At 71.6% G+C, this 26,436-nt stretch carries 28 protein-coding genes and 1 pseudogene; 19 read left to right on the top strand and 10 right to left on the bottom strand.

Translation table 11 applies throughout. The features are described from left to right. Positions 1-38 precede the first annotated feature (38 nt). Positions 39-206 (top strand): hypothetical protein, encoded by a 168-nt coding sequence (locus tag MET9862_RS29500; RefSeq protein ID WP_185156926.1) that lies wholly within the window; start codon positions 39-41, stop codon positions 204-206. Positions 207-264: 58 nt separating this feature from the next. On the opposite strand, the gene MET9862_RS18540 is transcribed toward MET9862_RS29500, so the two are convergent. Next, entirely contained in the window at positions 265-981 is a 717-nt protein-coding gene (locus tag MET9862_RS18540; protein ID WP_142584373.1) for a TetR/AcrR family transcriptional regulator, read from the bottom strand. A gap of 96 nt (positions 982-1,077) precedes the next feature. Here MET9862_RS18540 and MET9862_RS18535 point away from each other — a divergent pair, with 96 nt between their 5' ends. Genes MET9862_RS18535 through MET9862_RS18515 form a run of 5 tightly spaced genes read left to right on the top strand, consistent with a single transcriptional unit; the run spans position 1,078 to position 5,675 of the window. Continuing rightward, positions 1,078-2,283, top strand: a complete 1,206-nt coding sequence (locus MET9862_RS18535; protein WP_142584372.1) for an acyl-CoA dehydrogenase family protein — start codon at positions 1,078-1,080, stop codon at positions 2,281-2,283. Positions 2,284-2,333: 50 nt separating this feature from the next. After that, positions 2,334-3,515, top strand: coding sequence for a beta-ketothiolase BktB (gene bktB, locus MET9862_RS18530; protein ID WP_142584371.1), 1,182 nt, complete (start codon positions 2,334-2,336; stop codon positions 3,513-3,515). A gap of 9 nt (positions 3,516-3,524) precedes the next feature. Continuing rightward, complete coding sequence (locus MET9862_RS18525; protein ID WP_142584370.1) at positions 3,525-4,289, top strand: SDR family NAD(P)-dependent oxidoreductase; 765 nt, start codon at positions 3,525-3,527, stop codon at positions 4,287-4,289. Between the two features lie 19 nt (positions 4,290-4,308). Then, the gene (locus MET9862_RS18520; RefSeq protein ID WP_142584369.1) at positions 4,309-5,331 is read left to right on the top strand and encodes a phosphotransferase family protein; all 1,023 of its coding nucleotides are present in this window, start codon (positions 4,309-4,311) and stop codon (positions 5,329-5,331) included. A 2-nt stretch (positions 5,332-5,333) separates the two neighbouring features. Further along, complete coding sequence (locus MET9862_RS18515) at positions 5,334-5,675, top strand: DUF6285 domain-containing protein (protein ID WP_142584368.1); 342 nt, start codon at positions 5,334-5,336, stop codon at positions 5,673-5,675. Between the two features lie 457 nt (positions 5,676-6,132). Here MET9862_RS18515 and MET9862_RS18510 read toward each other — a convergent pair whose 3' ends face one another. Beyond that, positions 6,133-6,348, bottom strand: a complete 216-nt coding sequence (locus MET9862_RS18510; RefSeq protein ID WP_142584367.1) for a hypothetical protein — start codon at positions 6,346-6,348, stop codon at positions 6,133-6,135. 411 nt (positions 6,349-6,759) lie between these two features. Here MET9862_RS18510 and MET9862_RS18505 point away from each other — a divergent pair, with 411 nt between their 5' ends. From MET9862_RS18505 to MET9862_RS18485, 5 genes are all read left to right on the top strand, one after another. Continuing rightward, a complete protein-coding gene (locus MET9862_RS18505; protein WP_142584380.1) occupies positions 6,760-7,743 on the top strand; it encodes a CobW family GTP-binding protein in 984 nt (327 codons plus the stop codon). Positions 7,744-7,912: 169 nt separating this feature from the next. After that, the gene (locus MET9862_RS18500) at positions 7,913-8,938 is read left to right on the top strand and encodes an ABC transporter ATP-binding protein (RefSeq protein WP_142584366.1); all 1,026 of its coding nucleotides are present in this window, start codon (positions 7,913-7,915) and stop codon (positions 8,936-8,938) included. 44 nt (positions 8,939-8,982) lie between these two features. Continuing rightward, entirely contained in the window at positions 8,983-10,257 is a 1,275-nt protein-coding gene (locus MET9862_RS18495; RefSeq protein WP_142584365.1) for an ABC transporter substrate-binding protein, read from the top strand. A gap of 52 nt (positions 10,258-10,309) precedes the next feature. Continuing rightward, positions 10,310-11,251: an ABC transporter permease gene (locus MET9862_RS18490; RefSeq protein WP_142584364.1), complete on the top strand. Its 942-nt coding sequence runs from the start codon at positions 10,310-10,312 to the stop codon at positions 11,249-11,251. Between the two features lies 1 nt (position 11,252). Further along, positions 11,253-12,143, top strand: a complete 891-nt coding sequence (locus MET9862_RS18485) for an ABC transporter permease (protein ID WP_142584363.1) — start codon at positions 11,253-11,255, stop codon at positions 12,141-12,143. Between the two features lie 110 nt (positions 12,144-12,253). Here the strand turns inward: MET9862_RS18485 and MET9862_RS18480 are convergent, their stop codons facing one another. From MET9862_RS18480 to larC, 5 genes are all read right to left on the bottom strand, one after another. Then, positions 12,254-12,835 (bottom strand): HupE/UreJ family protein, encoded by a 582-nt coding sequence (locus MET9862_RS18480; RefSeq protein WP_185156925.1) that lies wholly within the window; start codon positions 12,833-12,835, stop codon positions 12,254-12,256. A 37-nt stretch (positions 12,836-12,872) separates the two neighbouring features. Continuing rightward, positions 12,873-13,907 (bottom strand): aldo/keto reductase, encoded by a 1,035-nt coding sequence (locus MET9862_RS18475; protein ID WP_244612787.1) that lies wholly within the window; start codon positions 13,905-13,907, stop codon positions 12,873-12,875. A gap of 145 nt (positions 13,908-14,052) precedes the next feature. Then, positions 14,053-14,724: a nickel pincer cofactor biosynthesis protein LarB gene (gene larB, locus MET9862_RS18470; protein WP_142584361.1), complete on the bottom strand. Its 672-nt coding sequence runs from the start codon at positions 14,722-14,724 to the stop codon at positions 14,053-14,055. Beyond that, the gene (gene larE / locus MET9862_RS18465; protein WP_142584360.1) at positions 14,721-15,536 is read right to left on the bottom strand and encodes an ATP-dependent sacrificial sulfur transferase LarE; all 816 of its coding nucleotides are present in this window, start codon (positions 15,534-15,536) and stop codon (positions 14,721-14,723) included. The genes larB and larE overlap by 4 nt, the downstream gene beginning before the upstream one ends. Beyond that, positions 15,533-16,813, bottom strand: coding sequence for a nickel pincer cofactor biosynthesis protein LarC (gene larC, locus MET9862_RS18460; RefSeq protein ID WP_142584359.1), 1,281 nt, complete (start codon positions 16,811-16,813; stop codon positions 15,533-15,535). The genes larE and larC overlap by 4 nt, the downstream gene beginning before the upstream one ends. A gap of 216 nt (positions 16,814-17,029) precedes the next feature. Here larC and MET9862_RS18455 point away from each other — a divergent pair, with 216 nt between their 5' ends. From MET9862_RS18455 to MET9862_RS18440, 5 genes are all read left to right on the top strand, one after another. Continuing rightward, entirely contained in the window at positions 17,030-18,619 is a 1,590-nt protein-coding gene (locus MET9862_RS18455; RefSeq protein ID WP_142584358.1) for a gamma-glutamyltransferase family protein, read from the top strand. A 30-nt stretch (positions 18,620-18,649) separates the two neighbouring features. Further along, positions 18,650-20,014, top strand: coding sequence for a leucine-rich repeat-containing protein kinase family protein (locus tag MET9862_RS18450; RefSeq protein ID WP_142584357.1), 1,365 nt, complete (start codon positions 18,650-18,652; stop codon positions 20,012-20,014). A 95-nt stretch (positions 20,015-20,109) separates the two neighbouring features. Continuing rightward, on the top strand, positions 20,110-20,262 hold the full coding sequence (locus MET9862_RS29495; protein WP_185156924.1) for a hypothetical protein: 153 nt from the start codon (positions 20,110-20,112) through the stop codon (positions 20,260-20,262). Between the two features lie 138 nt (positions 20,263-20,400). Then, positions 20,401-20,700, top strand: coding sequence for a hypothetical protein (locus MET9862_RS18445; RefSeq protein WP_142584356.1), 300 nt, complete (start codon positions 20,401-20,403; stop codon positions 20,698-20,700). 137 nt (positions 20,701-20,837) lie between these two features. Next, a complete protein-coding gene (locus MET9862_RS18440; RefSeq protein ID WP_142584355.1) occupies positions 20,838-21,605 on the top strand; it encodes a class I SAM-dependent methyltransferase in 768 nt (255 codons plus the stop codon). Between the two features lie 270 nt (positions 21,606-21,875). Here MET9862_RS18440 and MET9862_RS18435 read toward each other — a convergent pair whose 3' ends face one another. The 3 genes from MET9862_RS18435 to MET9862_RS18425 all read right to left on the bottom strand — a co-directional run bounded on the left by MET9862_RS18435 (position 21,876) and on the right by MET9862_RS18425 (position 24,626). Next, complete coding sequence (locus MET9862_RS18435; protein WP_142584354.1) at positions 21,876-22,526, bottom strand: MarR family winged helix-turn-helix transcriptional regulator; 651 nt, start codon at positions 22,524-22,526, stop codon at positions 21,876-21,878. Between the two features lie 149 nt (positions 22,527-22,675). After that, on the bottom strand, positions 22,676-23,074 hold the full coding sequence (locus MET9862_RS18430; protein ID WP_438616631.1) for a response regulator: 399 nt from the start codon (positions 23,072-23,074) through the stop codon (positions 22,676-22,678). A 307-nt stretch (positions 23,075-23,381) separates the two neighbouring features. Beyond that, complete coding sequence (locus MET9862_RS18425) at positions 23,382-24,626, bottom strand: adenosylmethionine--8-amino-7-oxononanoate transaminase (protein WP_142584352.1); 1,245 nt, start codon at positions 24,624-24,626, stop codon at positions 23,382-23,384. Positions 24,627-24,705: 79 nt separating this feature from the next. Here MET9862_RS18425 and MET9862_RS18420 point away from each other — a divergent pair, with 79 nt between their 5' ends. From MET9862_RS18420 to MET9862_RS18410, 3 genes and pseudogenes are all read left to right on the top strand, one after another. Further along, positions 24,706-25,830 carry an aminotransferase class I/II-fold pyridoxal phosphate-dependent enzyme gene (locus MET9862_RS18420; protein ID WP_142584378.1) on the top strand — a complete coding sequence of 375 codons (1,125 nt, stop codon included), beginning with the start codon at positions 24,706-24,708 and terminating at the stop codon, positions 25,828-25,830. A 115-nt stretch (positions 25,831-25,945) separates the two neighbouring features. After that, positions 25,946-26,176, top strand: coding sequence for a DUF6894 family protein (locus MET9862_RS18415; RefSeq protein WP_142584351.1), 231 nt, complete (start codon positions 25,946-25,948; stop codon positions 26,174-26,176). Between the two features lie 101 nt (positions 26,177-26,277). Continuing rightward, a pseudogene (locus MET9862_RS18410) lies at positions 26,278-26,436 on the top strand (Holliday junction branch migration DNA helicase RuvB); the annotation flags it as partial.

Here is a 26,436-nt window from a genome sequence, read left to right as displayed (position 1 = left end):
TCCGGGATCGGATCGGATGTGAGATCGGGAGATATCGAATGACGGCAAAGACCCTGCGCATGCCCCTCCTGGCCCTCGCCCTGGTGGCGGGCGCCCTCTCGGCGGCCCAGGCCCAGCAAGGCAACAACGTCACACCGGGGGCCCCGGCGGGCGACAGCGGCGGCAACGCCACCACCGGCAGCTCCGCCGCGCCGAGCGGCAAGTAAGGAACGCCTCGCGGGGAACCATGCCTCGTCAAGCCGCCGGGTCCGAGCCCCGGCGGCCTCAGGCGGGCCCGTCTGAGCCTGCCAGGATCGCGCGCTCCACCAGACCGATCACGCCCGCCACGTAGCGCTCGATCGTCATCCCGCGCTTGGCGTATTTCGCGCGCTTCACGTACCAGTCCTGCAGCAGCGGCTTGATCAGGGCGGCGGTCAGGGACACGTCCTCGATCGCGAAGTCACCGTTCCTGACGCCGGTCTCCAGCACCTTTGCGAAGACCTGCTCCACCGCGAGCTCGCTCTCGGTGGCGAGGCGCCGGGCCGGCGGCGGGAAGCCCTTCGCCTCCATGAAGGCGAAGACGAACCACGGGCCCATCGCCTCGGTCAGGCGGATATGGGTCTCGATCAGCCAGCGCAGATGCGCCCGCGGCCGGGCCGCCACCTCCGGAGGCGCCGCGGCGAGCGCGGCCTGCACGCTCTCCACCACCTCCGTCAGGATCATCAGGAGCAGCGTCTCCTTGGTGTCGAAATAGGTGTAGAGGCCGCCCATGCTGAGGCCGGTCTCACGGGCGAGATCGCGCAGGCTGGTCTCGTGGAAGCCCTGGCGGCTCGACAGGACCAGCACCGCCTCGATGATCCGGGCGAGGTTCTGCGTCGCGAGGCGCTCCTTGCGCACGCTCACCCGGTCCCGGTGCCGCTCGAGAATGCGGGCGCAGAGCGCCTCGGTCGCATAGGGGTCGGGCGGCTCGGCGCCGGTCCGGGCGCCCGTCACGATCGTCATGTCCTCGAACCTGTCCGCGTGGCGATTGCCTCGCCGCAGCGTCGGCGATAAAAAGCGAGCGCTCGCTCGTTTTCAAGACAGAGGCGCGTCGCTGCGATGGATTTCCATATCCCGGCCCCGGTCGAGGATTACCGCCGCCGGATCGCCGCCTTCGTCGAGGCCGAGCTGATCCCGCTGGAGAGCGACCCGGCCTCCTACGATTCCCACGGCAACATCGCCCTGCCGCTCCTCGACGCGATGCGCGCGAAGGCGCGGGCGGCGGGCCTCTGGTGCCTCCAGCTCCGGCCGGGGACCGGGGGCGGCGGCCTCTCCAAGGTCGGCATGGCCGTCTGCTACGAGGCGATGAACCGCTCGATCTTCGGGCCCGTCGTGTTCAATTCGGCCGCCCCCGACGACGGCAACATGATGGTGCTGGAGCGCGTCGCCACGCCCGAGCAGCGGGCGCGCTGGCTGGCGCCGATCGTCTCGGGCGCCGTGCGCTCGGCCTTCGCCATGACGGAGCCGCATCCGGGCGGCGGCTCGGATCCCGGCATGATCGCCACCCGCGCCGAGCGGCGCGGCGACACCTACGTCGTCACCGGGCGGAAGTGGTTCATCACGGGCGCCGGCGAGGCCGCCCATTTCATCCTGATGGCGCGGACCTCCGACGACGCCCGCAAGGGGCTGACCGCCTTCCTGTTCCACAAGGATCAGCCCGGCTGGCGGATCCTGCGCCGCATCGGGATCATGGGCCCGGAGGAGCATGGCGGCCATTGCGAGCTCGCCTTCGAGGGCCTGGAGATCCCGGCCGAGAACGTCCTGATGAATGAGGGCGACGGGCTCAAGCTGACGCAGATCCGGCTCGGGCCGGCGCGGCTCACCCACTGCATGCGCTGGCTCGGCCTGTCGAAGCGCTGCGTCGAGATCGCCCGCGCCTACGCCGCCGAGCGCCAGGGCTTCGGCCAGCGCCTCGCCGACCGCGAGAGCATCCAGCTCATGCTGGGCGACCTCGCCATGCGGATCGAGATCGGCCGCCTCCTCGTGATGAAGGCCGCCGACGCCCTCGACCGGGGCTCGTTCGCCCGCAAGGAGATCTCGATGGCGAAGGTCCACGTCGCCAACCTCCTGCACGCGGCAGCCGACACGGCGATCCAGATCAACGGCGCGCGCGGCTACTCCACCGACACGGTGCTGGAGTGGATCTACCGCTACGCCCGCCAAGCCCGCCTCGTGGACGGGGCCGACGAGGTCCACAAGATGGTGCTGAACCGCTTCCTCGACGCGGAGGGCGACGCCTTCTGGTCCTGGGACGTGGCGGCCTGATCCGGAGCGAGCCCCGCGCGCGAACACATTAAGAGTTGGAGGACAGAGCCATGGCCGAGAGCGTCGTCATCGTCAGCGGCGTGCGCACCGCGGTGGGCACCTTCGGCGGCAGCCTCGCCGCGGAGCCGCCGAGCCGGCTCGGGGCGCTCTGCATCGCCGAGGCCCTGCGCCGGGCCGAGATCGCGGGCGACCGCGTCGGGCACGTGGTGGTCGGCAGCGTGATCCCGACCGAGCCGCGGGACGCCTACATCGCCCGCGTCGCCGCGATGGAGGGCGGCGTGCCCAAGGAGGTCCCGGCCTTCACCGTGAACCGCCTCTGCGGCAGCGGCGCCCAGGCCATCGTCTCGGCCGCGCAGGCGATCCTCCTGGGCGATGCCGAGGTCGCGGTGGCGGCGGGCGCCGAGAGCATGAGCCGCTCGCCCCACCTCCTCACCGCCGCCCGCTTCGGCCAGAAGATGGGCGACGTGAAGGCCCTCGACTACATGCTCGGCGCCCTCAACGACCCCTTCGGCAACGGCCATATGGGCGTGACCGCCGAGAACGTGGCGAGCCGCTACAGCATCTCGCGGGATGCCCAGGACGCCTTCGCCGCCGAGAGCCAGGCGCGGGCGCAGGCAGCGATCCGCGAGGGCCGCTTCAGGGATCAGATCCTGCCCGTCGCGGTCACGGTGAACCGCAAGGCCGCGACCTTCGACACGGACGAGCACCCGAAGGCCACGAGCCCGGCCGACCTCGCCAAGCTCAAGCCCGCCTTCGCCCGTGAGGGCACGGTGACGGCGGGCAACGCCTCGGGCCTCAACGACGGCGCCGCCGCCCTCGTCCTGATGAGCGAACGCGCGGCCGAGCGCGCCGGCCTGCGGCCCCTGGCGCGGCTCGTCGGCTATGCCCATGCCGGCGTCGACCCCTCCGAGATGGGCATGGGCCCGGTGCCGGCGGTGCGTCGCCTGTGCGAGCGCACCGGCCTGAAGGCGGGCGATTTCGACGTGATCGAATCGAACGAGGCCTTCGCGGCCCAGGCCTGCGCGGTCTCGCGGGAGCTCGACCTCGACCCGGCCAGGGTGAACCCGAACGGCGGCGCCATCGCGCTCGGTCACCCGATCGGCGCCACAGGCGCGATCATCACCGTGAAGCTCCTGGCCGAACTCGCCCGCATCCGGGGCCGTCACGGCCTCGTCACCATGTGTATCGGCGGCGGGCAGGGCATCGCCCTCGCGGTCGAGCGGCTGAACTGAGGCTCCGGGATGACGGACCTGTTCAACCTCGCGGGGCGGCACGCCCTCGTCACCGGCGCGTCGAGCGGCCTCGGGCGGCACTTCGCCGGGACGCTGGCCCGGGCCGGCGCACGGGTCAGTCTCGCCGGCCGCCGCGCCGAGGCGCTGGCCGACACCCTCGCCGCGGTCGAGGCGGCAGACGGCCAGGCGCAGGCGGTGGTGATGGACGTGACGGAGCGCGCGAGCGTGACCGCCTCCATCGCTGCGTCCGAAGAGCGGTTCGGCCGCCTCGACATCCTCGTCAACAATGCCGGCATCGCGGCGCCCGCCGCCGCCCTCGACCTCGACGAGGCCGATTGGGACGCGGTGCTCGATACCAATCTGAAGGGCGTGTTCCTCGCCGCCCAGGAGGCCGGCCGCCGCATGGCGGCGACGGGAGGCGGCAGCATCGTCAACATCGCCTCGATCCTCGGCCTGCGCGTCACCGGCGGCGTCTCCGCCTACGCGGCCTCGAAAGCGGGCGTGATCCAGCTCACCAAGAGCCTCGCCCTCGAATGGGCCCGCCACGGCGTGCGCGTGAACGCCCTCGCACCAGGCTACGTCGAGACCGAGATGAATGCGGCGTTCTTCGCCTCCGCGGCCGGCACGGCGATGATCAAGCGCGTGCCGCAGCGCCGCCTGGGTCAGGCGCGCGAACTCGACGGCGCCCTGCTTCTCCTCGCCTCCGACGCCGGCAGCTACATGACCGGCAGCGTCGTCGCGGTCGATGGCGGCCACCTCGTCTCGGGGCTCTGACCCCATGCGGGACGCGGAGATGCTGGATGCGGAGCCCCGTGCGGCCCTGCGCGACTGGATCGCCGCACGGCTCGGCGCGCCCGATCTCGCGCTCGCCGAGATCAGCCCGCTCAGCGGCGGCGCGATCCAGGAGAACTGGCGACTGCGCTGCGTGATCGGGGACCGCGCCCGGGACTTCGTCCTGCGCAAGGACGCGGCGGCCACGATCGCGTCGAGCCGGACGCGGGAACAGGAATTCCGCCTGATCGAGGCGGCGCATCGCGCGGGCGTGCGCGTGCCGGAGCCCGTCGGCTTCTGCGCCGATGCCGGCGTGATCGGCGCGCCCTTCGCCCTGATGGGGCTCGTGCCGGGCGTCGGGCTCGGCCCCCGGATCGTGAAGGAGGCGGGCCTCGGCGGCGACCGCACCCGGCTCGCGGAGGAGCTCGGGCGCCAGCTCGCACGCATTCACACGATCCTTCCGACCGGCGGGGCGCCGCCGGACCTCGCCTTCCTGGGCGGCCCCGATCCCGATCCGGCGCGGGCCGAGATCCGGGCCCTGCGCGCGAGCCTCGACGGGATCGGCGCGACGCGCCCCGCCATCGAGTGGGGCCTGCGCTGGGCGGAGCGGCACGCCCTGCCCTGCCCGGCCCCCGCTCTGGTGCATCGCGACTTCCGTACCGGGAACTACATGGTCGACGCGGATGGCCTCACCGCCATCCTCGATTGGGAATTCGCCGGCTGGGGCGACCCGGCCCAGGATCTCGGCTGGTTCTGCGCCGCCTGCTGGCGCTTCGGGCGACCCGATCTCGAGGCCGGCGGCATCGCCCCACGCGCCGCCTTCTACCAGGGCTACAGGCAGGCCGGCGGCACGGTCGATCCGGCGCGCGTGGCCTATTGGGAGGTGATGGCCCATCTGCGCTGGGCCGTGATCGCCCTCGAGCAGGGATTCCGCCACGTCTCCGGCCGCGAGACCTCCCTGGAACTCGCCCTGACCGGGCGGATGGCGGCGGAGTTGGAGCGTGCCGTCCTGCGCATGACCGCCCCGGACGCCTGGAGCGCCTGACCATGCACGACGAGCCCCATGGCCGCGCCCTCCTCGAGGTTGCACGGCAAGCCCTGCTCGACGAGGTCGCCCCCGGCCTCGCCGGCCGGCCGCGCTTCGTCGCCCTGATGGTGGCCAACGCGATCGGCATCGTCATGCGCGAAATGGAGGCCGAGGGCGCGCGGGAGGCCGCCTGGGCGCGCGCCCTCGCAACGGTGGCGGATGATGGGGGTGATCGCGCCGGACGGCTGGCTCGGGCGATCCGCGCCGGCGCGCACGATGCAGAGCCCGGGCTCTACGCCGCCCTGGTCGAGACGGCGGAGATCGCAGCGCAGACTTGGAAGCCAGACAAAAGCACGCGCTAGATCATTGGATCACGAAAAACGCTCTATCTGATTGATGAGGCCGCATTTTATTTCGCAGAACCGGCAATCACTTCTGCGGAAAATGCTCTACCCGATCGAGACTCTGTCTGAGCGGATCGAGCGGGTGTTCACGCCGCTGATCCTGTCCTCGGCCTCATCCTGAGGTGCCGCGACAGCGGCCTCGAAGGAGCCCTCCAGATAGCGCGGTGATCCCTGGAGGCCTCCTTTGAGGCTCGGCTGTCGCATCGCACCTCAGGATGAGGTGGTTTGGTGGGATGAGCCGGATCTCTGCGGGAGGATCAGCCGATCCCGCTCCAACAGGCTCTGAGTGGGCCGCAATTTCGTTCGCAAATCCGGCATCCCCGTCCGCAGACCATGCTGTCGAGCCGGCGCCGAGGCGTCTCCGTTCGCCGGGTCGGCGGCCGCTTCGGCGTCGGAGAGGGTCAGGCGCGGCCGTTCACGCCGTCGCGGCCCGGCGGGCTTCGTCGAGGAGACGGGTGCGGGTGGTGGCGTCGAGCACCGGCCACAGACTCACCAGTTCGAGAACCTCGCGCAGGTCGGGGCGACCGCGCCCATCACTGAGCGCCTCCACCGAGCACCCGACGAGGTCGGCGATCTGCCCGAGTGTCTCGGCCCGAGCCGAGCGCTGCACTGCGGCCTGCAGGTTAAGCAAGGGTGCCCTCCGGAACCATCGAAACCACCGCTCTCTCCAGAGTTTCGGAACAGGCCATGCGCCGCTCCGATCCCCGGAAGGATTGCCTCTCCCGATCTGAGCATTCCAATTCCTGCCGGACCGAGAACAGGCTTGGCCTATAGCACAACCCGGACGATTATGCCGTGAAAAAACCGCGCGGCTGCGGGAATGTGATCGGTAAATTTTGAATTCTTTGAGCGCTTTCTGTTCAAACCTGCGAAAGGCCCTGCACAAAATTGCTCATTCCTCCCGGCGGACCGCCGACCCGCTGGCCTCCGGTGACACCTTCCATCCGGGGCGGATGATACAATATGACAGGGACCGGCCGCATCCGTGCGGCATCCCCGGGGTTCGCCCCGCCGATCGTGAAGAGCCGTCATGTCCGAAGCGATGTCAGAAGCCGCGTCCGCCGCGGCCTCCAAGATCCCCGTCACCGTGCTCACGGGCTATCTCGGTGCCGGCAAGACGACGCTCCTGAACCGGATCCTCACCGAGAACCACGGCAAGCGCTACGCCGTGATCGTCAACGAGTTCGGTGAGATCGGCATCGACAACGACCTCGTCGTCGGCGCCGACGAGGAAGTGTTCGAGATGAACAACGGCTGCGTCTGCTGCACGGTGCGCGGCGACCTGATCCGGATCATGGACGGCTTGGTGAAGCGGCGCGGCAAGTTCGACGCGATCATCGTCGAGACGACCGGGCTCGCCGATCCGGCCCCCGTCGCCCAGACCTTCTTCGTGGACCAGGACGTAGGCGAGGCCGCCCGTCTCGACGCGGTGGTGACGGTGGCCGACGCCAAATGGCTCTCGGACCGTCTGACGGACGCCCCCGAGGCCCGGAACCAGATCGCCTTCGCCGACGTGATCCTGCTCAACAAGGCGGACCTCGTCTCCGCGGAGGATCTCGACCGGGTCGAGGCGCAGATCCGGGGCATCAACCCCCTCGCGACGATCCACCGGACCCGGAACTGCGCCGTCCCCCTCGACGCGGTGCTGGAGCGCAACGCCTTCGATCTCGGCCGGATCCTGGATATCGAGCCGGAGTTCCTGGAGGAGGGCCACCACCATCACCACGACGCCGACATCCAGTCGGTCTCGGCACGGATCGAGGGCGCGGTGGATCCGGAGCGGTTCATGCCCTGGATCTCGAACCTGACTCAGGTCCAGGGACCGGACATCCTGCGCTGCAAGGGCATCGTCGCCTTCCCGGACGAGCCGAAGCGCTTCGTCTTCCAGGGCGTGCACATGATCCTCGATGGCGACCTTCAGGCGGATTGGCGGGCCGACGAGCCGCGCGTCTCGCGCGTGGTCTTCATCGGGCGCAACCTCGACCCGGAGGCGATCCGGTCTGGCTTCGAATCCTGCCGGGCCTGACCACGCTCCAAATTGACAGCCTCTCGAACCCCTGCACAGAAATGATGCAGGGGTGCTCTGTTTCGGGCAGATCAGCCCGCGATTCGGGAGGTTCGCTCACGAGCGCGTGAGCGACCGGGGGCGCCGGCCCTGGCCTGCCCCTTGCTCCCCACTCGGCGGGGAGGACCGCATGGACGTCGAGCTGATCCGGCTGACCAAGCGCTACGGCGACACGATCGCCGTGGACGGGATCGACCTGAAGGTCCGGTCCGGCGCGTATTGCTGCCTGCTCGGCCCCTCGGGCTGCGGCAAGACCACGACGCTGCGCATGATCGGCGGCCACGAGGCCGTGACCGACGGCGACGTGGTGATCGGCCCCCGCTCGGTGGGCGACGCGGCGCCGGCCGAGCGCGGCACCGCGATGATGTTCCAGAGCTACGCGCTGTTCCCGCACCTGAACTGCCGGGACAATGTCGCCTTCAGCCTGCGGATGCGCGGGCGCCCGAAGGCCGAGCGCCGGGCCCGCGCCCTGGCGATGCTCGATCTGGTGCAGATGGGCCACCTCGCCGAGCGGCTGCCGGCCCAGCTCTCTGGTGGGCAGCAGCAGCGCGTGGCGCTCGCGCGCGCGCTCGTCACCGAGCCCAAGGTGCTTCTGCTCGACGAGCCGCTCTCGGCTCTCGACCCGTTCCTGCGCGTGCGCATGCGGGTCGAGCTGAAGCGGATCCAGAAGGACCTCGGGCTGACCTTCATCCACGTCACCCACAGCCAGGAGGAGGCGATGGCGCTCTCCGACCTCGTGGTGGTGATGAATGCCGGGCGCATCGAGCAGGCGGCCGACCCGCGCACCGTGTTCGAACGGCCCGCCACCGCCTTCGTGGCCCGCTTCATCGGCGGCCACAACGTGATCGCGCTGCCCGACGGGCCGGTCGCCGTGCGCGCGGACCGGATGCGGCTCGGCCCCGATGCCGGGCCCGATGCCCGCCCGGCCCGCGTCGTCGCCGTCGAGTACCAGGGCACCAGCGTGCATATCGGCCTCGACCATGCCGGCCTCGACCTTCTCGCCCCCGACATGGATGGGCCAGGGCGTCCCTCCGAGGGGCCGGCGGCGCTGACGGCGATCCTCAGCGACCGGGCCTTCGCCGCCGCGCCGCTCGGCCTCGGCGACGTGGTCGCTGTCGGCTGGGACCCGGAGGCCGCCCACCGCCTGAACGCCTGAGCATGTCGACGTCATCCGGATCCAGGACAGGGAACAGCCACGCCATGAGCGAGACCAGCACCCCCACCCGCCGCAGCCTGCTGAAGGGAGCCGGCGCCGCGGGGCTCGCGCTCGGCGCCGGCCCGATCACCGGCTTCCCGGCGATCCATGCCGCCGAGCCGGTGACGCTGCGCTACCTCGGCACGGCCGTGAACCAGTCCGCCGACATCGCACGGAAGGTGAAGGAGGATCTCGGCATCACCATCGACTACATCCCGGTGGTGACCGACGAGGTGACGAAGCGGGTGGTGACGCAGCCGAACTCCTTCGACCTCGTCGACACCGAGTATTTCAGCCTGAAGAAGATCGTGCCCTCCGGCAACCTGATGGGCATGGACGCCAAACGGATCAAGTACGCCGACAAGATCACCTCCGTCTTCACCAAGGGCATGCTCGACGGCAAGGCGATCGGCGACCAGGGCACGGCGCCCAAGAAGGTGTTCTATCTGGAGGGGCAGACCGGCAAGACGTTCGCGACCGCCCCGACCGAGTGGATCACGCTGATCCCGACCACCTACAATGCCGACACGCTCGGCATCCGGCCCGATCTGATCAAGCGGCCGATCGCGAGCTGGAAGGAGCTTCTGAATCCGGAGTTCAAGGGCAAAGCCTCGATCCTCAACATCCCCTCGATCGGCATCATGGATGCCGCGATGGTGGTGGAGGCGACCGGCGACTACACCTATGCCGACAAGGGCAACATGACGAAGGCGGAGATCGACCGCACCATCAAGCTCCTGATCGAGGCCAAGCGCGCAGGCCAGTTCCGGGCCTTCTGGCAGGACTTCAACGAATCCGTGAACCTGATGGCCTCCGGCGAGACGGTGATCCAGTCGATGTGGTCGCCCGCCGTCACCAAGGTGCGCTCGCAGGGCGTGCCGTGCGTGTACCAGCCGCTCAAGGAGGGCTACCGCGCCTGGGCCTCGGGCTTCGGCATCCCGAAGACGCTGACCGGCCGCAAGCTCGACGCGGCCTACGACTTCGTCAACTGGTTCCTCTCCGGCTGGGCCGGCGCCTACCTCAATCGCCAGGGCTACTACTCGGCGGTGCTGGAGACCGCCCAGGCGCAGATGGAGCCCTACGAGTGGGCCTACTGGATGGAGGGCAAGCCCGCCGAGAAGGACATCAAGGGCCCCGACGGCACCGTGCTAGAGAAGGCCGGCGCCACCCGCGACGGCGGCTCGTTCAAGGACCGCATGGGCGCGGTCGCCTGCTGGAACGCGGTGATGGACGAGAACACCTACATGGTCCGCAAGTGGAACGAGTTCATCGCGGCGTGACGTGCCGAGCCCTCCCCCGCAGGCGGGGGAGGAACAGCCTGCGGGACCGTTCATGACCGACCTCGCCCTCCCCGCCCCGGCGGACGCCGCCGCCCCCGCCGCGCCGGGCCTGCGCACGGAAGAGCGCCGCCGGCAGCGCCTCGCCTATCTCCAGGCGGGGCCGCTGGCGCTCGTCTTCCTCGTCTTCCTGGCGATCCCGCTCGCCCTGACTCTGATGGTCAGCTTCTGGGAGTACAACGAGTACGAGATCATTCCCGCCTTCACCCTGCAGAACTACCGGGACATCTTCGAGGGCTGCCTGAACGCCTCGGACCTCTGCACGACCGCGCGGACCTACCTCTCGACTCTCAAGCTCTGCGCGCTGACCTGGGCGTCGACGCTGCTCGTCGGGTTCACGGTGGCCTATTTCCTGGCCTTCCATGTCCGCACCCGGACGATGCAGACGGTGCTGTTCCTGCTCTGCACGATCCCGTTCTGGACCTCGAACGTGATCCGGATGATCTCCTGGATCCCGCTGCTCGGGCGCAACGGGCTCGTCAACGACACGCTGATGGGGCTCGGCCTGATCCGCGCGCCGATCGAGGGCCTGCTCTATTCCGACTTCGCGGTGACGCTGGCCTTCGTCCACCTCTACACCGTGTTCATGATCGTGCCGATCTTCAACGCGATGGCGCGGATCGACCGGGCGCTGATCGAGGCCGCCTACGATGCGGGCGCCTCCGGCTGGCAGACCCTGTGGAGCGTGATCCTGCCGCTCACCAAGCCCGGCATCGCCATCGGCTCGATCTTCGTGATCACCCTGGTGATGGGCGATTTCGTCACGGTGGGCGTGATGGGCGGCCAGCAGATCGCCTCGGTCGGCAAGGTGATCCAGGTGCAGATGTCCTATCTGCAATTCCCGGCCGCCGCCGCCAACGCGATGGTGCTGCTCGGTGCCGTGATGCTGATCATCGCCGGTCTGACGCGGCTCATCGACCTGCGGCGGGAGCTCTAGCGTGAACGACAGACCCCGCACCCTCGCCTTCTACGTCCTGGCGGCCGTCTTCGCCCTCTACGTGCTGTTCCTGTACGGGCCGACGCTGACGATCCTGGTGCTGAGCTTCCAGGGCCCGCAGGGCGGGCTCACCTTCCCGCTGAACGGCGTCTCGACGCACTGGTTCTCGCGGCTCTGGGCGGGCGTGGGCGTCGTCGACATCTGGGCGGCCTTCGGGCGCTCCCTTCGGCTCGGCCTCGTCACGATGGTGCTGAGCGTGGTGTTCGCCTTCTTCGCGGGCCTCGCCTTCCGCAAGGGCTTTCGCGGCTCGGGCGCGCTGTTCGCGCTCGCGGTCGCCAGCCTGATCGTGCCCTCGATCGTGGTCTCGCTCGGGATCGGCCTGGAATTCCGCCTGATCGACGACGCGATCAAGGCGGCGGCCGCCGCCACCGGCTGGTCGTTCCTCCAGGACCACGGCACCGCGATGGGTCTCTATACCTCGGCGCTCGGGGCGCATCTCACCTGGACGCTGCCCTTCGGCCTCCTGATCATGTTCGCGGTGTTCAACCGCTTCAGCCCGGCCTACGAGGAGGCGGCGCGCGACCTCGGCGCCAGCGGCGCGCAGACGCTGACCCATGTGGTGGTGCCGATCCTGGCGCCGTCCCTCGTCGGCGTCGCCCTGTTCGGCTTCACCCTGTCCTTCGACGAGCTCGCCCGCACCAGCCAGGCGATCGGCGGGCGCAACACTCTGCCCCTCGAATTGCAGGGGCTGACCACGACGGTGACGACGCCGGAGATCTACGCGCTCGGCACCCTGACCACCGCGGTCTCGGCCGCGGTGATCGGTGTCTCGCTCTGCGCCGTGCTCTGGCTGCAGAAGCGCCGCGCCCGGCTCGGCCTCGTGAAGGCGTGATCCGGTTTCCGCTCGATCCACGCGGAAACCGGATCGGCAAGCCCGCGCGGCGCTTGAGCGACATCGACATCCGCCATCCCGAAGGGATCGGACGGATGTCGTAGAAGCCCTCAGAACGCGCCGGCGAGGAGCGTCAGGCCGGAGAGGGCCACGGCCGCGCCCATGGCCGGGGCGGCGCGGCGCTCGCTGGCGGCGATGAGCCCGAGGCCGAGGCCGGCCGCGTGCAGCAGGGCGGTGCCGCCGAGGAAGCCGAGTCCGTAGGCGAGGCCGGAGGCCGTCTCCGGCATCTCGGCGCCGTGGGCGTAGCCGTGGAACACCGCGAAGGCGCCGACCAGCGCGACGAGGCCCGGCAGCGGCAGCGTCAGGCCGAACAGGATGGCGAGGCCGAAGGCGACGATCGACAGGGCGATTCCTGTCTCGGCGAAAGGCAGGCCGATCCCCGCGACGCCGAGCCCGGCGCCGGCCGCCATCATGGCGAGGAAGGCCGCCGGCAGGACGAAGCGCGCCGCGCCGCCGCGGAGGCCGGCGAGCAGGCCCACCGCCACCATGGCGAGCACGTGGTCGAGCCCGCCGAGCGGGTGCGCGAACCCTTGCGCGAAGCCCACCGCCTCGCCGTGGCCGGGATGGGCGAGCGCCGCGCCGGGAGCGAGGAGGAGGAGGGCCGGCAGGAGCGGCAGGGCGCGTCGGATCATCGGAAGCCTTCGTGTTGGAGTGCGCTGCATGGAAGCCTCATTCCATCGTCGGGGCAAGCTTCTGCACGCTTGGTACGTCCTCGCCGAGCCAGGCCGCGTTCTTGGCCGTGCCGTCGAAGGTCGCGCTCGTCTTGAAGAGCTCGTACTTGCCCTCCAGCGCGTAGGGGCGGCTGCGCTGGAGCAGCTCGGCGACCCGGGCCTTGTCCATCGGCTGGAAGGTCTTCACCGCCTCGAAGGCCTGGTCGAGGTCGCGCTGGTTCTGGATGCCGGTGATCACCACCGAGACCGGCAGGTTGAGCGAGAAGTGCAGGTACTCGATCGGCTTGATCGGCGCGTCGCTCTTCAGGATCACCCCGTCGCCGAAGGTCTTCATGGCGAGCGGGGCGATGCCGTTCCGGACGAGATAGGGCAGGACGAGGTGGCTGAACGAGCGGAAATGCGCGTCCATCACGTTGACGGGCATCTGCACCGCATCGAACTGGAAGCCGCGCTCGGCCGCGACCTCGAGCATCTGCAGGTGGATGCGCGGATCCTTGTGACCGGTGAAGCCGATATGGCGCAGCTTGCCCTGCTTGCGCGCCTCGACGAAGGCCTCCATGGCGCCGTCCTCCGCGAAGACGCGGTCGGGATCGTCGAAGCGCAGGATCTCGTGGTGCTGGACGAGGTCGATCCGGTCGGTGCGCAGGCGCTTCAGCGACTCGTCGATCTGCCGCATCGCCTCCTGCTTGGTCCGCCCGTCCATCTTGGACATCAGGAAGACCTTGTCGCGGTAGCCGCCCTGCGAGAGCGCGACGCCCATGCGCAGCTCCGAGCGGCCTTTGTTGTAGTCCCAGCAATTGTCCATGAAGGTGATGCCGCGCTCGATCCCGGCATGGATCAGCCGCGTGGCTTCGTCGTCCGAGACGGCGTTCTTGCCGAGATGGAAACCGCCCATGCCGATCGCCGAGATCGTCTCCGCGTGGCGCCCGAACCGGCGGTAGAGCATCTCGCCCCGCATCTCGCCGGGATCGGAGACGAAGGGCAGGTCGGCGGGGTCTTGCGGCCGGGTGCCCGGCAGGCCGGGCGCGCTCACGGCAGTTCCCACACCCTGTGAAGCGGCTGCCGCTCCCTGCGAAGCCGTGAGTCCGGCGCCGAGGACGGCGCCCTGGAGGAAGCTGCGGCGTTCCATGCTGGTTCTCCGGGCTGGAGGCCCCGGATCGGGGCGGGCTGTCTTGTCGTCATCGCGTCACCTCCGAAAGCGCCTGGGCGGCGTGCAGGATCCGCATCGCGGCGCAGGCCGCGCCGTAGCCGTTGTCGATGTTGCAGACGGTGATGCCGGGGGCGCAGCTCGCGAGCACCGCGTCGAGGGCGGCCCGGCCGCCCGCGGCCACGCCGTAGCCGACCGAGGTCGGCACCGCGATCAGCGCGCCCGGCACGAGGCCGCCGAGGACGCTCGGCAGGGCCGCATCCATGCCCGCCGCGCAGATGACGACGGGATGGGCGCGGATCTCGTCCAGGCGCCGCTGCAGCCGCCACAGGCCGGCGACGCCGACATCCGCGACGAGGGTCGAGGCGAGACCGGCATAGGCGAGAGTGCGCTCGACCTCGCGGGCCACCGGCACGTCCGAGGTCCCGGCCGCGACGATGGCCACCCGCGCCGGACCCGCGACGGGCCGGGCCCGGCCGAGCACGGCGGTGCGGGAGACGGGGCAGTAATCGAGGACATGGGTGAGACGGGCGCGCTTGTCGGGATCGAGCCGGGTCAGGAACAGCCCGGCGCCTCGCGCCTCGGCGGCCGCCAGGATGGCGTCGATCTGCTCGGCCGACTTGCCGGCGGCATAGACCGTCTCCTCCAGCCCGATCCGCTCCGGGCGGGCGAAGTCGAGGGTGAACTCGTCGGACAGGCTCATCGCGCGGCCTCGGCGTGGAGGAAGGCGCTGCCGTTCCGGTAGGGCGCGAACCGGACCGCGCCGCGCAGGCGGTCGGGCGCGCGGGAGCGGATCGCCGCGTCGAGTTCGGCGCGCACGCGCGCGTCGAGCAGGGCGAGGCTGCGCGGATCGAGTTCCACCACGACGCCGACCTCGCGCACACGGCAGCGCACGCGCGTCTCGGCGCCGTCGGCAGCCAGCGCGCCGCCGACGAGCCGCTCGACGGCGTGGATGAAGGCGAGCGTCTCCGGCTCGATGCGGATCCCGGTTTCGACGCGGCTCGACAGGCAGGGCGAGGCGGGAAGGTCCGCGACCGCGCCGAGGCCGAGCCCGCGCGCCAGCCGCCGCACGGCCGCCTTGTCGAGGCCGGCGGCCACGAAGGGGTGGCGAACGCCGTGCTCGCGGGCCGCGTCGAGGCCGGGCCGGTACTCGCCGAGATCGTCGAGATTGGCGCCCGAGACGATCTGCCAGTCGGTGACCTGCGCGATGGCGCCGTACAGGTTGGTCTTGCAGAAGAAGCAGCGGTTGACCGGGTTGGCGCGGTAGGCGGGATCGGCGAACTCGCCGGCCTCGATCACCCGCAGGCGCCAGCCCTGGCGGGCCGCGAGGTCGCGCACGCGCCGGGTCGCCTCCGTGGGCACGGCCGGCGAGGCCGCGTGCACCGCGAGCATCGCCGTACTCCCGAGGCGGCGATGGGCGAGGGTCGCCAGGGTCAGGCTGTCGACGCCGCCGCTCACCGCCACCGCGAGCGGGCCCATCCCGGCGATGAGCGCATCGAGAGCCTCCGCGCTCATGGCCGTTCCTCCCGCGCCGTCTCCGCCTCGAGGGCGAGGCGCTCGGCCTCGCGCCGGAGGGCGGCGCGGGCGGCGTGGCCCTCGGCCGCCAGGGCGTCGTCGGCCTCGGCCTTGGCGGTGGCGCCCCCGGGACGATGGACCACCTTCACCCGCACGGCATGGCCGCCGACCGCGACGCTGCGGCTCGCCCGCGGCAGCGCGAGGCCCGAGACGATGCGGTGGCGCAACCCGATGGTCGTGGTCTCGCGGAAACAGGCCTCGGCCGCGGCCTCGACCGCCTCCGCCCGGGCGAGAACGCGGATATGGGTCATCATGCGGCCCTTCTTGCCGAAGACCGGCATCTGGACGACGTCGAATACGTCTCCGTGCGCGCGCAGCCGGTCGAGCCCCATGGCGAGGTCCTCGGCCGCCTGGTCGTCCACCTCAAACTCGATCACCGCGAGGTCGCGGTGGCCGCCGGCCGCCGGGGCCACCCGGTCTTCCAGGACGAGGGCGCGCACGCAGTTGCTGAGCCCCGGCAGGGTCTTCGTGCCGAAGCCGATGCCGCTGCGGGCGAGGATCCGGGCCGCCGTCTGCCGTTGCTCCGCCGGCCCGCAGAGATGGCGCAGGATCGCGGCGCCCGTCGGGGTCACGCGCTCGCCGGGCACCCCGTCGTCGAGGGTGGCGAAGCCTTCGAGAAGGCGCGCGGTGGCCGGGGCCGGCACCGGCAGGACGCCGTGCTGGGTGCGGACCCGACCCGAGCCGAGGGGCAGGGCCGAGACGCTCCACGATGTCGCGCCCGTCGCGGCGGCGAGATGAGCGGCGGCGACGATGTCGGCGATGGAATCGAGCGCGCCGACCTCGTGGAAGGCGACGTCCTCGACCCGGATTCCGTGCACCCGTGCCTCGGCCTCGGCGAGGTGGCCGAAGATGGCGAGCGCGTGGGCACGCACGGCCGGGTCGAGCCCGGCGGCTTCGAGATCCGCGCGGATCCCCGACCAGTGCCGATGCGCGTGCGCCCCGTGGGGATGGCCGTGATCCCGGGCCTCGTGCGCATGAGAATGGGGATGGGTATGGCCGTGGCGGCGGGCCTCGGACGGGTCCGGCCCGGCCTCGACCACGAAGCGGCGCCCCTGCAGGATTCCGTCATTGTGCGCGACGAGTTCGCAGGCGACGGCGCGCGCGACCAGTCGGATGCTGGCCCGGACACCCTCCTCGTGCTCGGGGAACGCGTCGAGGAGGGCGGCGGCGAACATGTCGCCCGCCATCCCGCCGATGGCATCGAGATGGATGTGCATCCGGGGAGTGTCCGCCGCGTGCCGGTGGGAGAGATCCGGTGGTCTGGAGCGCGTGGATAGGTGGAGCGGGCAAATCGTTCGCAAAGCCCGGCCGGCAACCCGGCCAGGTCAGGTCAGACGGTCGCAGCCTTGCACGGACCGCAGAGCTCCGCCCTGGCTCGGCCAAGCTCTGGCATGCATCATGCCGTACGCGAGGGGACACAGGAGGACTGGTGCGTGCGTGATTTCCAGAGGGCCGGGCGCTCGCCCGTCCATGCCGGCGAGGCCGCCGTGGCGACGTCGCATCCGCTGTCCACGCTGACGGCGATCGAGGTGCTGCGCTCAGGGGGCAACGCGGTCGATGCCGGCATCGCGGCGGTGGCGGTGCAATGCGTGGTCGACCCGCTGATGACCGGGATCGGCGGCGACTGCTTCGCGCTCTACGCCCCGAAGGGCGCCGCGGTGCCGATCGCCCTCAACGGCTCGGGCCGCAGCCCGGCCGCGGCGACCGACGCGTGGTACCTCGAGAACGGCGTCACGATCACGCCGACCTCGCCCCATGCCGTCACGGTGCCGGGCGCCATCGCCGCATGGGCGAGACTGGCCGCCGACCACGGCACGCGCTCCCTCGGCGCCCTGCTCCAGCCGGCGATCCGCTACGCGGAAACCGGCTTTCCCGTGCAGCCGCGGGTCGGCTGGGACTGGGCGCGCAACGTCGAGCGGGTCCGCCACGATCCCGGCGCGGCGGCGACCTATCTGGTGGACGGCGCGGCCCCTAGCATCGGCGCCACGATGCGCCTGCCGAAGCTCGCCGCGACCCTGCGGCGCATCGCCGAGGCGGGGCCGCGCGGCTTCTACGAGGGGCCGGTCGCCCGGGACATCGTCTCCCATCTGCGCGGCCTCGGCGGCCTGCACACGGAAGAGGATTTCGCTGCGGCGGCGCCCGAGATCGTGACGCCGATCACCACGCGCTACCGCGGCTACGACGTCTATGAATGCCCGCCCTCGGGCCAGGGTCTCGCCGCCCTGATGATGCTGAACGTTCTGGAGCCGTTCGACGTCGGCGCCCTGTCCGAACTCGACCGGGTCCATCTCCTCGCGGAGGCCTGCAAGCAGGGCTACCACCACCGCGACGCGCTCTTCGCCGATCCGGACCTGCATGCCGTGCCCGTGGAGCATCTGCTCTCCGACGCGTGGCGCGCCTCGGCGCGCGGCGCCATCGACATGGCGCGCGCCCGCGAGCCGGAGATCTATCCGGAGATCGCCAACGAGGTGGCGCACAAGGACACGGTCTATCTCTGCGTGGTCGACCGCGACGGCAACGCGCTCTCGCTGATCAACTCGCTGTTCCAGGGATTCGGGACGGGCCTGATGGGGCCGGAGAGCGGCGTGCTGCTGCACAATCGCGGCTTCAGCTTCCGGGTCGAGCCGGGCCATCCGAACACGATCGCGCCGAGGAAGCGTCCGATGCACACGATCATCCCCGGCATGCTGATGCGGGACGGCCGGGCGGTCGCGCCCTTCGGCGTGATGGGCGGGCACTACCAGGCGATGGGCCATGTCGAGCTGCTGAGCGGCCTCCTGGATCGCGGCCTCGACGTGCAGGAGGCCCTCGATGCCCCGCGCAGCTTCGCCTATGGCGGCGTGGTCGAGATGGAATCGGGCTTCCCCGAAGAGGTCGTCGCCGGCATGCGGGCCCGCGGCCACGCGGCCATCCCCGCGCCGCTGCCGATCGGCGGCGGCCAGATCATCTGGATCGACCACGCGCGTGGAACCCTTGTGGCGGGCTCCGATCCACGCAAGGACGGCAGCGCGCTGGGCTACTGATCCGGCGCGCCACGAGGCTCGACCGATCCGATGCAGGCCAAAGCCGACACCCTCGCCGCGCTCCGCCGCGGCGACCTCGCAGGCGCGCGCGAGCTGCGCCTGCCGGGCGGCCTCGCCGAATTCCCGCGGGAGATCTTCGGCCTCGCCGACACGCTGGAGGTGCTCGATCTCGGCCCCGGCAGCCTGACCGACCTGCCGGCCGATCTCGGCCGGCTCGCCCGTCTGCGCGTGCTGTTCGGCTCGGGCAACCGCTTCGCGCGGCTGCCGCCCGCCCTCGGCGATTGCGCCGCGCTGAGCCAGATCGGCTGCCGCGGCTCGGGCATCGCCGAGGTCCCGGCCGAGAGCCTGCCCCCGCGCCTGCGCTGGCTCACGCTGACCGACAACCGCATCGCCGCCCTGCCGCGGGCGATCGGCGAGCGCCCGCTCCTGCGCAAGCTGATGCTCTCCGGCAACCGCCTCGCGGCCCTGCCGGAAAGCCTTGCCGGCGCGCCCGATCTCGAATTGCTGCGGATCGCGGCGAACCGTCTGGACACCCTGCCCGGCTGGATCGCCGCGCTGCCGGCGCTCGCCTGGCTCGCCTGCGCCGGCAACCCGTGCGAGCCCGCATCCGCCGCCGGGAGCGCCACCCGGGTGCCCTGGTCGGCGATCGAGACCGGCGCGCTCCTCGGCGAGGGCGCCTCGGGCCGCGTCCACGCCGCGCTCTGGCGCCGTGACGACGACCGGGACGGCGCGGGCCGGGCGGTCGCGCTCAAGCTGTTCAAGGGCGCGATGACCAGCGACGGGCTGCCCGAGCGGGAGATGACGGCCTGCCTCACGGCCGGCGCCCACCCGCATCTGAGCGGGGGGCTCGGGCGCGTGGTCGGACATCCCGAGGGCCTCGAGGGGCTGCTGATGCCGCTTCTGCCCGCCGGCTGGCGGGCGCTCGCCGGACCACCCAGCCTCGCGAGCTGCAGCCGCGACATCTATGCCCCCGGCCTCGCGCTGGCGCCCGCGGTCGGGCTCCGCCTCGCCCGTGCCGCCGTGGCGGGCACCGCGCATCTCCATGCCGGTGGCCTGATCCACGGCGACATCTACGCCCACAACCTGCTCTGGGACGGCACCTCCGGAGACGCGGTGCTCAGCGATTTCGGGGCGGCGAGCGTCCTGCCCGCGGGCGCCGCGGGGGAGGCCCTGCAGCGGATCGAGACGCGGGCCTTGGGGATCCTGCTCGACGAGATCCTCGACCGCTGCCGGCCCGCGCCGCCGGCCGTCGCCGAGCTGCGCGCCCTGGCTCAGGCCTGCCGTCAGCCGGACCCGGCCGGGCGTCCGCGCGCGGCGGAGCTGCTCGGCGCCCTCGACCGGGCGATGTCGCAGGCAGAGCCAGACGCAGAGCCAGACACCGCGGCCGGCCGGTGATCCGGCACGGTGGACAGACGGACCGGGCAGAGGTCAGGATGGCCGCATGAGGCGGGCGGCACGGGCCTGGCTCCGAGCGCTGTGAGGCCCCTTTCGTGAATCCCGTCGCCATCGCGATCATGTTCGGCATCCTGGCGGCCTGGGCGGGTCTGCTCGCCGCCGCGATCTATCTCGGCAACCCGCTGCTGCTCGCGATCTTCGCGATCGTGTCGCTCGCCATGTTCATCCGCTGGGACGTGTTCGGCTGAGGCTCCCCCCGCGATCCCGCCGCGACCACGCCCCGCGCCCCAGCCGCCTTCGCAAGCGGCCCGTGGCGCCCTAATCTCGGATCGGGACGGCCGCTTGCGGCCGGCGCCACGTCTTGCGCCACAGGGGTGGAGCGGCCGATGAGTGCAATTGGTTCAATCGGGCTCACGCTGGCTTTCCTGGCCCCCCTGCCGCCCGAGCGGCCGGAGCGGCCGGCCCGGGCCGGCGGCCATGCCTGGGCCGCGGCCCTGGTGATCGGCAGCATCTGCCTGATCATGGTGGTGCCGATGGTGGCGATCTGGAGCTTCCACCGGCCGGAAGGCGGCTTCCGCGCCCGCTGCGCGGCGCTCGGCGGGCAGGTCCGGGTCCACGCCCTCGACGGCAGCGGGCCCCTGCGCTGCGAGCAGGACGGGCGCCCCGTGCGGCCGTCGCCGCCGTGAGCCGCGGAGGGAGGGGACAGGGCGGCCCCGGCGGCCTATAGGGTCGCGACGTCCGGTTCTCGCCCTGGCGCGCTCCCCTGGCATCGAACCGGCATCCGTCCGGGCTGGGAGCGCCCGGGCGTCGTCAGGGTTTCAGCATGGCCATCGAGTCGAAGCTTCTGGACACGGCGCCGTCCGACCAGAACATCGTCGACCTCTTCCAGGGCGAGTGGTCCTCGTCCATGCCGGCCGAGCGCGGCCTCGTCGCGGAGCCCGGCCACGCCCACCTGTTCACCGATCACCGCATCCACTGGGCGGAGGGGCTGATCGGCCCCTTCGCGGGACTGGATGTCCTGGAACTCGGGCCGCTGGAGGGCGCGCACGCGACGCTGCTGGAATCGCTCGGGGCGCGGGCCATCGTCTCCATCGAGGCCAACCCGCGGGCCTTCCTCAAATGCCTGTGCGTGAAGGAGATGTTCGGGCTGTCCCGGACGCGGTTCAAGCTCGGCAGCTTCCTGCCCTATCTCGAGACCTGCCCCCGCTTCGACGCGATCATCGCCTGCGGCGTGCTCTACCACATGACCGAGCCGCTGCGCCTGCTCGACCTGATCTGCGCCCGCACCGACCGGGTCTTCCTCTGGACCCACGTCTTCGACGCCGACAGCCTCGCGGGCCGCGGCGACCGCGCCCTGTTCTGGCCGCCGATGCCGCTGGGCGACACGCCCTATCGCGGCGTGCGTCGTCTCTATCCCGACGTCGCCAAGTCCTGGCAGGGCTTCAGCGGCGGCGCCGAGACCTACGCGATCTGGCTGGAGCGGGAGAGCCTGCTCGCCTATTTCCGCGACCGCGGCTTCACGGTCTCGGTCGCCTTCGACGAGCCGAACCACGCCAATGGGCCGGCGCTCGCGCTCTGCGCGCGGCGGTAGGGCATGTTCTTCCGCGCAACCGACGAGCACGTCCGCGGACCATGCTCTCGGCCGGCACGCGCCGTTCCTCCCCTCCGCGACCTCATCCTGAGGCGCCGCAGCAAAGCGGAGACCTCGGAGGAGCCCTCCAGATAGCGCCGAGATCCCTGGAGGCCTCCTTCGAGGCCGCTGACGCGGCACCTCAGGATGAGGTGCTTGAGTGGGAGCTGCTTGAGGACGAGGTGCGGTCGTTCTTCAACCGGAGGCTATCGAATCCGGGCCCGAAGCCCCTCAGACCAGATGCGCCGCCGCGCTCTGCGCAGCCTCGATCTCGTCCTCCTCGACCTCGAGCTCCTCGGCATCCGCCTCGCTGTCGTGGCCGGAGACGCCGGCCGCATCCGCGAGGCTGCGCGCGGCGCGCCGCAGGAGCTTGCGCAGGCGCCGCCGGTCCTTGCTGTCGAACCCCTCGAGAAGCTCGGCCTCGACCTCGTCCCACAGGCGCTCGATCGCCTCGGCCTTGGCGAGCCCGGCCTCGGTGAGACGCACGCGCACGATGCGCCCGTCGCCGGCCTCGGCGCGCCGCTCGACCACGCCGAGGGCGGCGAGCCGCGAGATCGTCTTGGAGGCGGTGGGCGGCCGCACCCGCAGGGTCGCGGCCAGGTCGCCCATGGTCATGGTGCCGGCAGCCGCCAGCGCCTGCACCACCTGCTCCTGGCCGGCGAACAGGTTGAGGGCGGCGAGCCTGTCGCCGATGCGGGCGCGGTGGAGACGCGCGGCCTGGACGAGAGCCCAGCCGACACTCTTGGCGCCCGGCGGCCGGATGCGCCGGCCCGCGCCCTGCGCCGAATCCTTGTCGTGCTTGCCGCGCTTCGCCTTGATCACGGAATGGCCCAAGGTCTCGCTACCCGGCGCGGTCGCCGAAGATTCGTCCGCCGCCGCCATCGTGCACCTCGCTCGCCCGGCATCCAAGCACCGCGTCCCGGGATCCGTCGCGGAACCCAGGGCGCGGGGAAGCCTGTGACGGCTGGGCGTGAAGCTGAGATGACAACGGCGCTCGCGATCCCCGGGAAGCTCGCCGGGGAAGCGTCGGCTCAGCAGGGCATCAGCTGCCGGAGGCGGTCGAGGATCTCGGCACCGCTGCAGGGGCGGGCCAGGAATTGCGCGCCCGGCGGCATCCGTTCGGGATCGGGCGCGGCGCGGCCGGATACGATCAGGATCGGCAGTTGCGGGCGCACCTCGGCCACGGAACTCGCAAGCTCGAAGCCGTTGGTCTTGCCGGACAGCTCCACATCGGTGACGAGGCCGCAGATGTCGGGCCGGGCCTGGAGAATGCTCAGGGCTCGCTCCGCGGAGGCGCATTGCACGGTATCGTATCCGCCATCCTCCAGCACGTCGCCGAGATCCATGATCGTCAGGGCCTCGTCCTCGACCAGAAGGATCACCGGCCGGTCGTCCTGAGGGATCGTCTGCTCGCTCGCCACGTTTCGCATCCTCCAGCGTCCCGTTCGGAGCCGCCGCCCGCGTGCCCGCCCTCAACCCAACGGGCAAAGCCCGTGCGGGTTGCAGCGGCATGCCCGGCTCCCCAAGGCTCGAGCCTAGGCGGCATTGGCCGGTGAGTCTCCCGCGCCCGGCGAGAAAGGCACCGGAGGCAGCCCGAGGGCCGTGGATAGCCCGCTCGGCGCCCGTTCGAGCGGGACCGCTCGAACGTGATGCGGAGATCCGTCTCATCCCACCCATCCGCCTCATCCTGAGGTGGAGGACGGGATCAACGGGGTGAAGACCTGCTCGAACAGGCTCTCAAGCCGCCTCCGCGACCACCGCCGCGATGAGGCGGTCGAGATCGGCGGCACCGATGGTGAGCGCGGGGGTCAGGTAGAGAACGTCCCCGAAGGGACGCACCCAGACGCCGTGGGCCAGCAGCCGGGCCTTCAGGTCGGCGAGGTCGGGCGGGCTCTCGAACTGGACCGCGCCGATCGCTCCGAGCACCCGCACATCGGCGATGCCGGGCCGGCCGCGCAGGGGGGCGAGCCCCGCCGCGAGCCTGTCCGCGATCGCCCGGGCCTGGGCGAGGCGGGGCTCGCGTGCGAACAGGTCGAGGCTCGCCTCGGCCGCCGCGCAGGCGAGCGGGTTCGCCATGAAGGTCGGCCCGTGCATCAGCGCCGCGCCCGGGTCGTCCGAGAGGAAGGCAGAGAAGATCTCGGTGGTGGCGACCGTGGCGGCGAGCGCCATGGTGCCGCCGGTCAGGGCCTTCGACAGGCAGAGGATGTCGGGCACGATGCCCGCCTGCTCGCAGGCGAACAGCGTGCCGGTTCGGCCGAAGCCCGTGAAGATCTCGTCGCAGATCAGCGGCAGGCCGTGGCGCTTTGCGAGCCGGGCCACGCTCGCCAGCACCTCGGGCGGATGCATGCGCATGCCGCCGGCCCCCTGGACCAGCGGCTCCACGATGACGGCGCAGAGTTCCTTCCCGTGCCGGGAGAGCGCCGCATCGAGCGCCGCCGTCGCCGCTTCGCTCCGCGGCAAGTCGCAAAACACCTGCTCGGGCAGGTAGCGGCCGAAGCGGCGGTGCATGCCCTCCTCGGGATCGCAGACCGACATCGCCCCCATCGTGTCGCCATGATAGCCGTCGCGGAAAGCGAGCACGCGGCTGCGGCCCGCCACACCGCGGTTCAGCCAGAGCTGCGCCGCCATCTTGAGGGCGACCTCGACGGCGACCGAGCCGGAATCGGACAGGAAGACGTGGTCGAGGTCGCCGGGCAGGAGGTCCGCGAGCCGCGCGGCCAGGCGCTCGGCCGGGGCATGGGTCAGGCCGCCGAACATCACATGCGGCATGCGCGCGAGCTGGTCGGCGACGGCCTGGGCAATGTGCGGGTGGTTGTAGCCGTGCACCGCCGTCCACCACGAGGCGATGCCGTCCACCAGTTCGCGCCCGTCCGCCAGCACGATCCGGCTGCCCTGCGTGCGCACGGCCTCCAACGGCTCGGGCGCGGTCCGCATCTGGGTGTAGGGGCGCCAGAGATGGCGCTTCGGCTCCGCCTCGCTCATCCGGCGGGGATGGAAGCGCCGCGGGCTCCGGTCAAGGGAGGTGCTTGACACGGCGGCCGCGCGCGGCGCCATGGGCGCCATGTCGAGTCTCGATGCCTTCGCCCGCGACAAGCTCGCCGCCCTCGACGAGGCGGCCCTGCGGCGGCGCCTCGTCCCCACCGAGCGCGGGCCGGACGCCGCGGCGGGCCGCGCCGGGCGCCGCCTCGTCTCCTTCTCCTGCAACGACTATCTCGGCCTCAGCCACGACCCGCGGGTGATCGCGGCGGCGCAGGCGGCGGTCGCCGCCTACGGGGCGGGGTCCGGCGGCTCGCGGCTCGTCACCGGAAACCACCCGGTCCTCGACGCGCTGGAGGCGCGGCTCGCCGCCCACAAGGGCAAGGAGGCCGCCCTGGTCTTCGGCAGCGGCTACCTCGCCAATCTCGGCATCACCCCGGCGCTCGCGGGGCGCGGCGACCTCGTCCTCCTCGACGAGTTGTCCCATGCCTGCATGTGGGCCGGGGCGCGGCTGTCGGGGGCGACGGTCGCCGCCTTCCGCCACAACGACGTCGCCGACCTCGCGCGCCTGCTCCGGGCCGAGCGGGCGGCGCACCGCCACTGCCTCGTGCTGACCGAGCGGGTCTTCAGCATGGACGGGGACCGGGCGCCGATGGGCGACATCCTCGGCGTGGCCGAGGCGCACGATGCCTGGACGCTGGTGGACGACGCGCACGGGCTCGGCGTGGCCGAGGGCGGCCCGCGGGCGCCGCTCGAGATGGGCACGCTCTCGAAGTCGCTCGGCTCCTATGGCGGCTATCTCTGCGCCTCGCGCGCCGTGGTCGACCTGATGACGAGCCGCGCCCGCAGCTTCGTCTATACGACGGGCCTGCCGCCCGCCTCCGCGGCGGCCGCGCTCGCGGCCCTGGAGATCCTTGAGGCGGAGCCCGCGCGTTGCGCCCGGCCGCTCGCGCTCGCCCGCCGCTTCACGGCCCGCCTCGGCCTGCCCGAGGCCGAGAGCGCGGTGGTGCCCGTCCTCGTCGGCGCGGCGGAGGATGCGCTCGCCCTGTCGCGGGCGCTGGAGGCGGAGGGCTTCCTCGTGGTGGCGATCCGGCCGCCGACCGTGCCGCCGGGCACCGCGCGGCTCCGCGTCGCCTTCTCGGCCGCCCATGCCGAGGCCGATGTCGACGCCCTCGCCGCGCGGATCGCGGCGCTCACCGGACGGACTTGAGAACAGAGGCCGACAATCCGCCACGGCACCCGGATCTCGCCCTGGACTCCGTTAAGAACATATGTAGAACATACGCACGGAGGTTGCCTCGCAACGGCACGACAGGAGCGAGCCTATGGCCCGGTACCGCTTTCACTGCACCAACGGTTACGAGTGCGTCCTCGACGCGAAGGGCGCGGATATCCGCCAGCCGAGCCGGCTGACCGACCGGGCCCGCCGGGTCGCCCACGCCGTGATGGGCAGCGATGCGCGCACCGACTGGTCGCAATGGCAGGTGACGGTGCACGACCTGAAGGGCCGCCGCGTCCTGCTCCAACCGTTCCCCGTCGCGGCGCAGGCCGCCTGAGATGCCCTATAGGCCGCCCGCGAGGCATCCGTGAGGCCACCGCAGGGCCAAGCCCTTGATCCGACAGGCCGGATTGCCGTCATGGGGCGGAGTCTCACCGCATGATAAAACCCAAAAAAGAGGCACTGCTCACTCCTGAGGCACACGTCGGCGAGGCGGAATCGAGCATCCGTCCGCTGAGCCTGTCGGAGTTTGTGGGCCAGCGTGCGGCGCGGGCGAACCTGCAGGTGTTCATCGAGGCCGCCCGCAAGACCGGCCAG

The sequence above is a fragment of the Methylobacterium symbioticum genome, from assembly GCF_902141845.1.
Taxonomy (GTDB): Bacteria; Pseudomonadota; Alphaproteobacteria; order Rhizobiales; family Beijerinckiaceae; genus Methylobacterium; species Methylobacterium symbioticum.
Note: the sequence above shows the minus strand (reverse complement) of the source record. Positions and strands in the feature narration are given on the sequence as shown.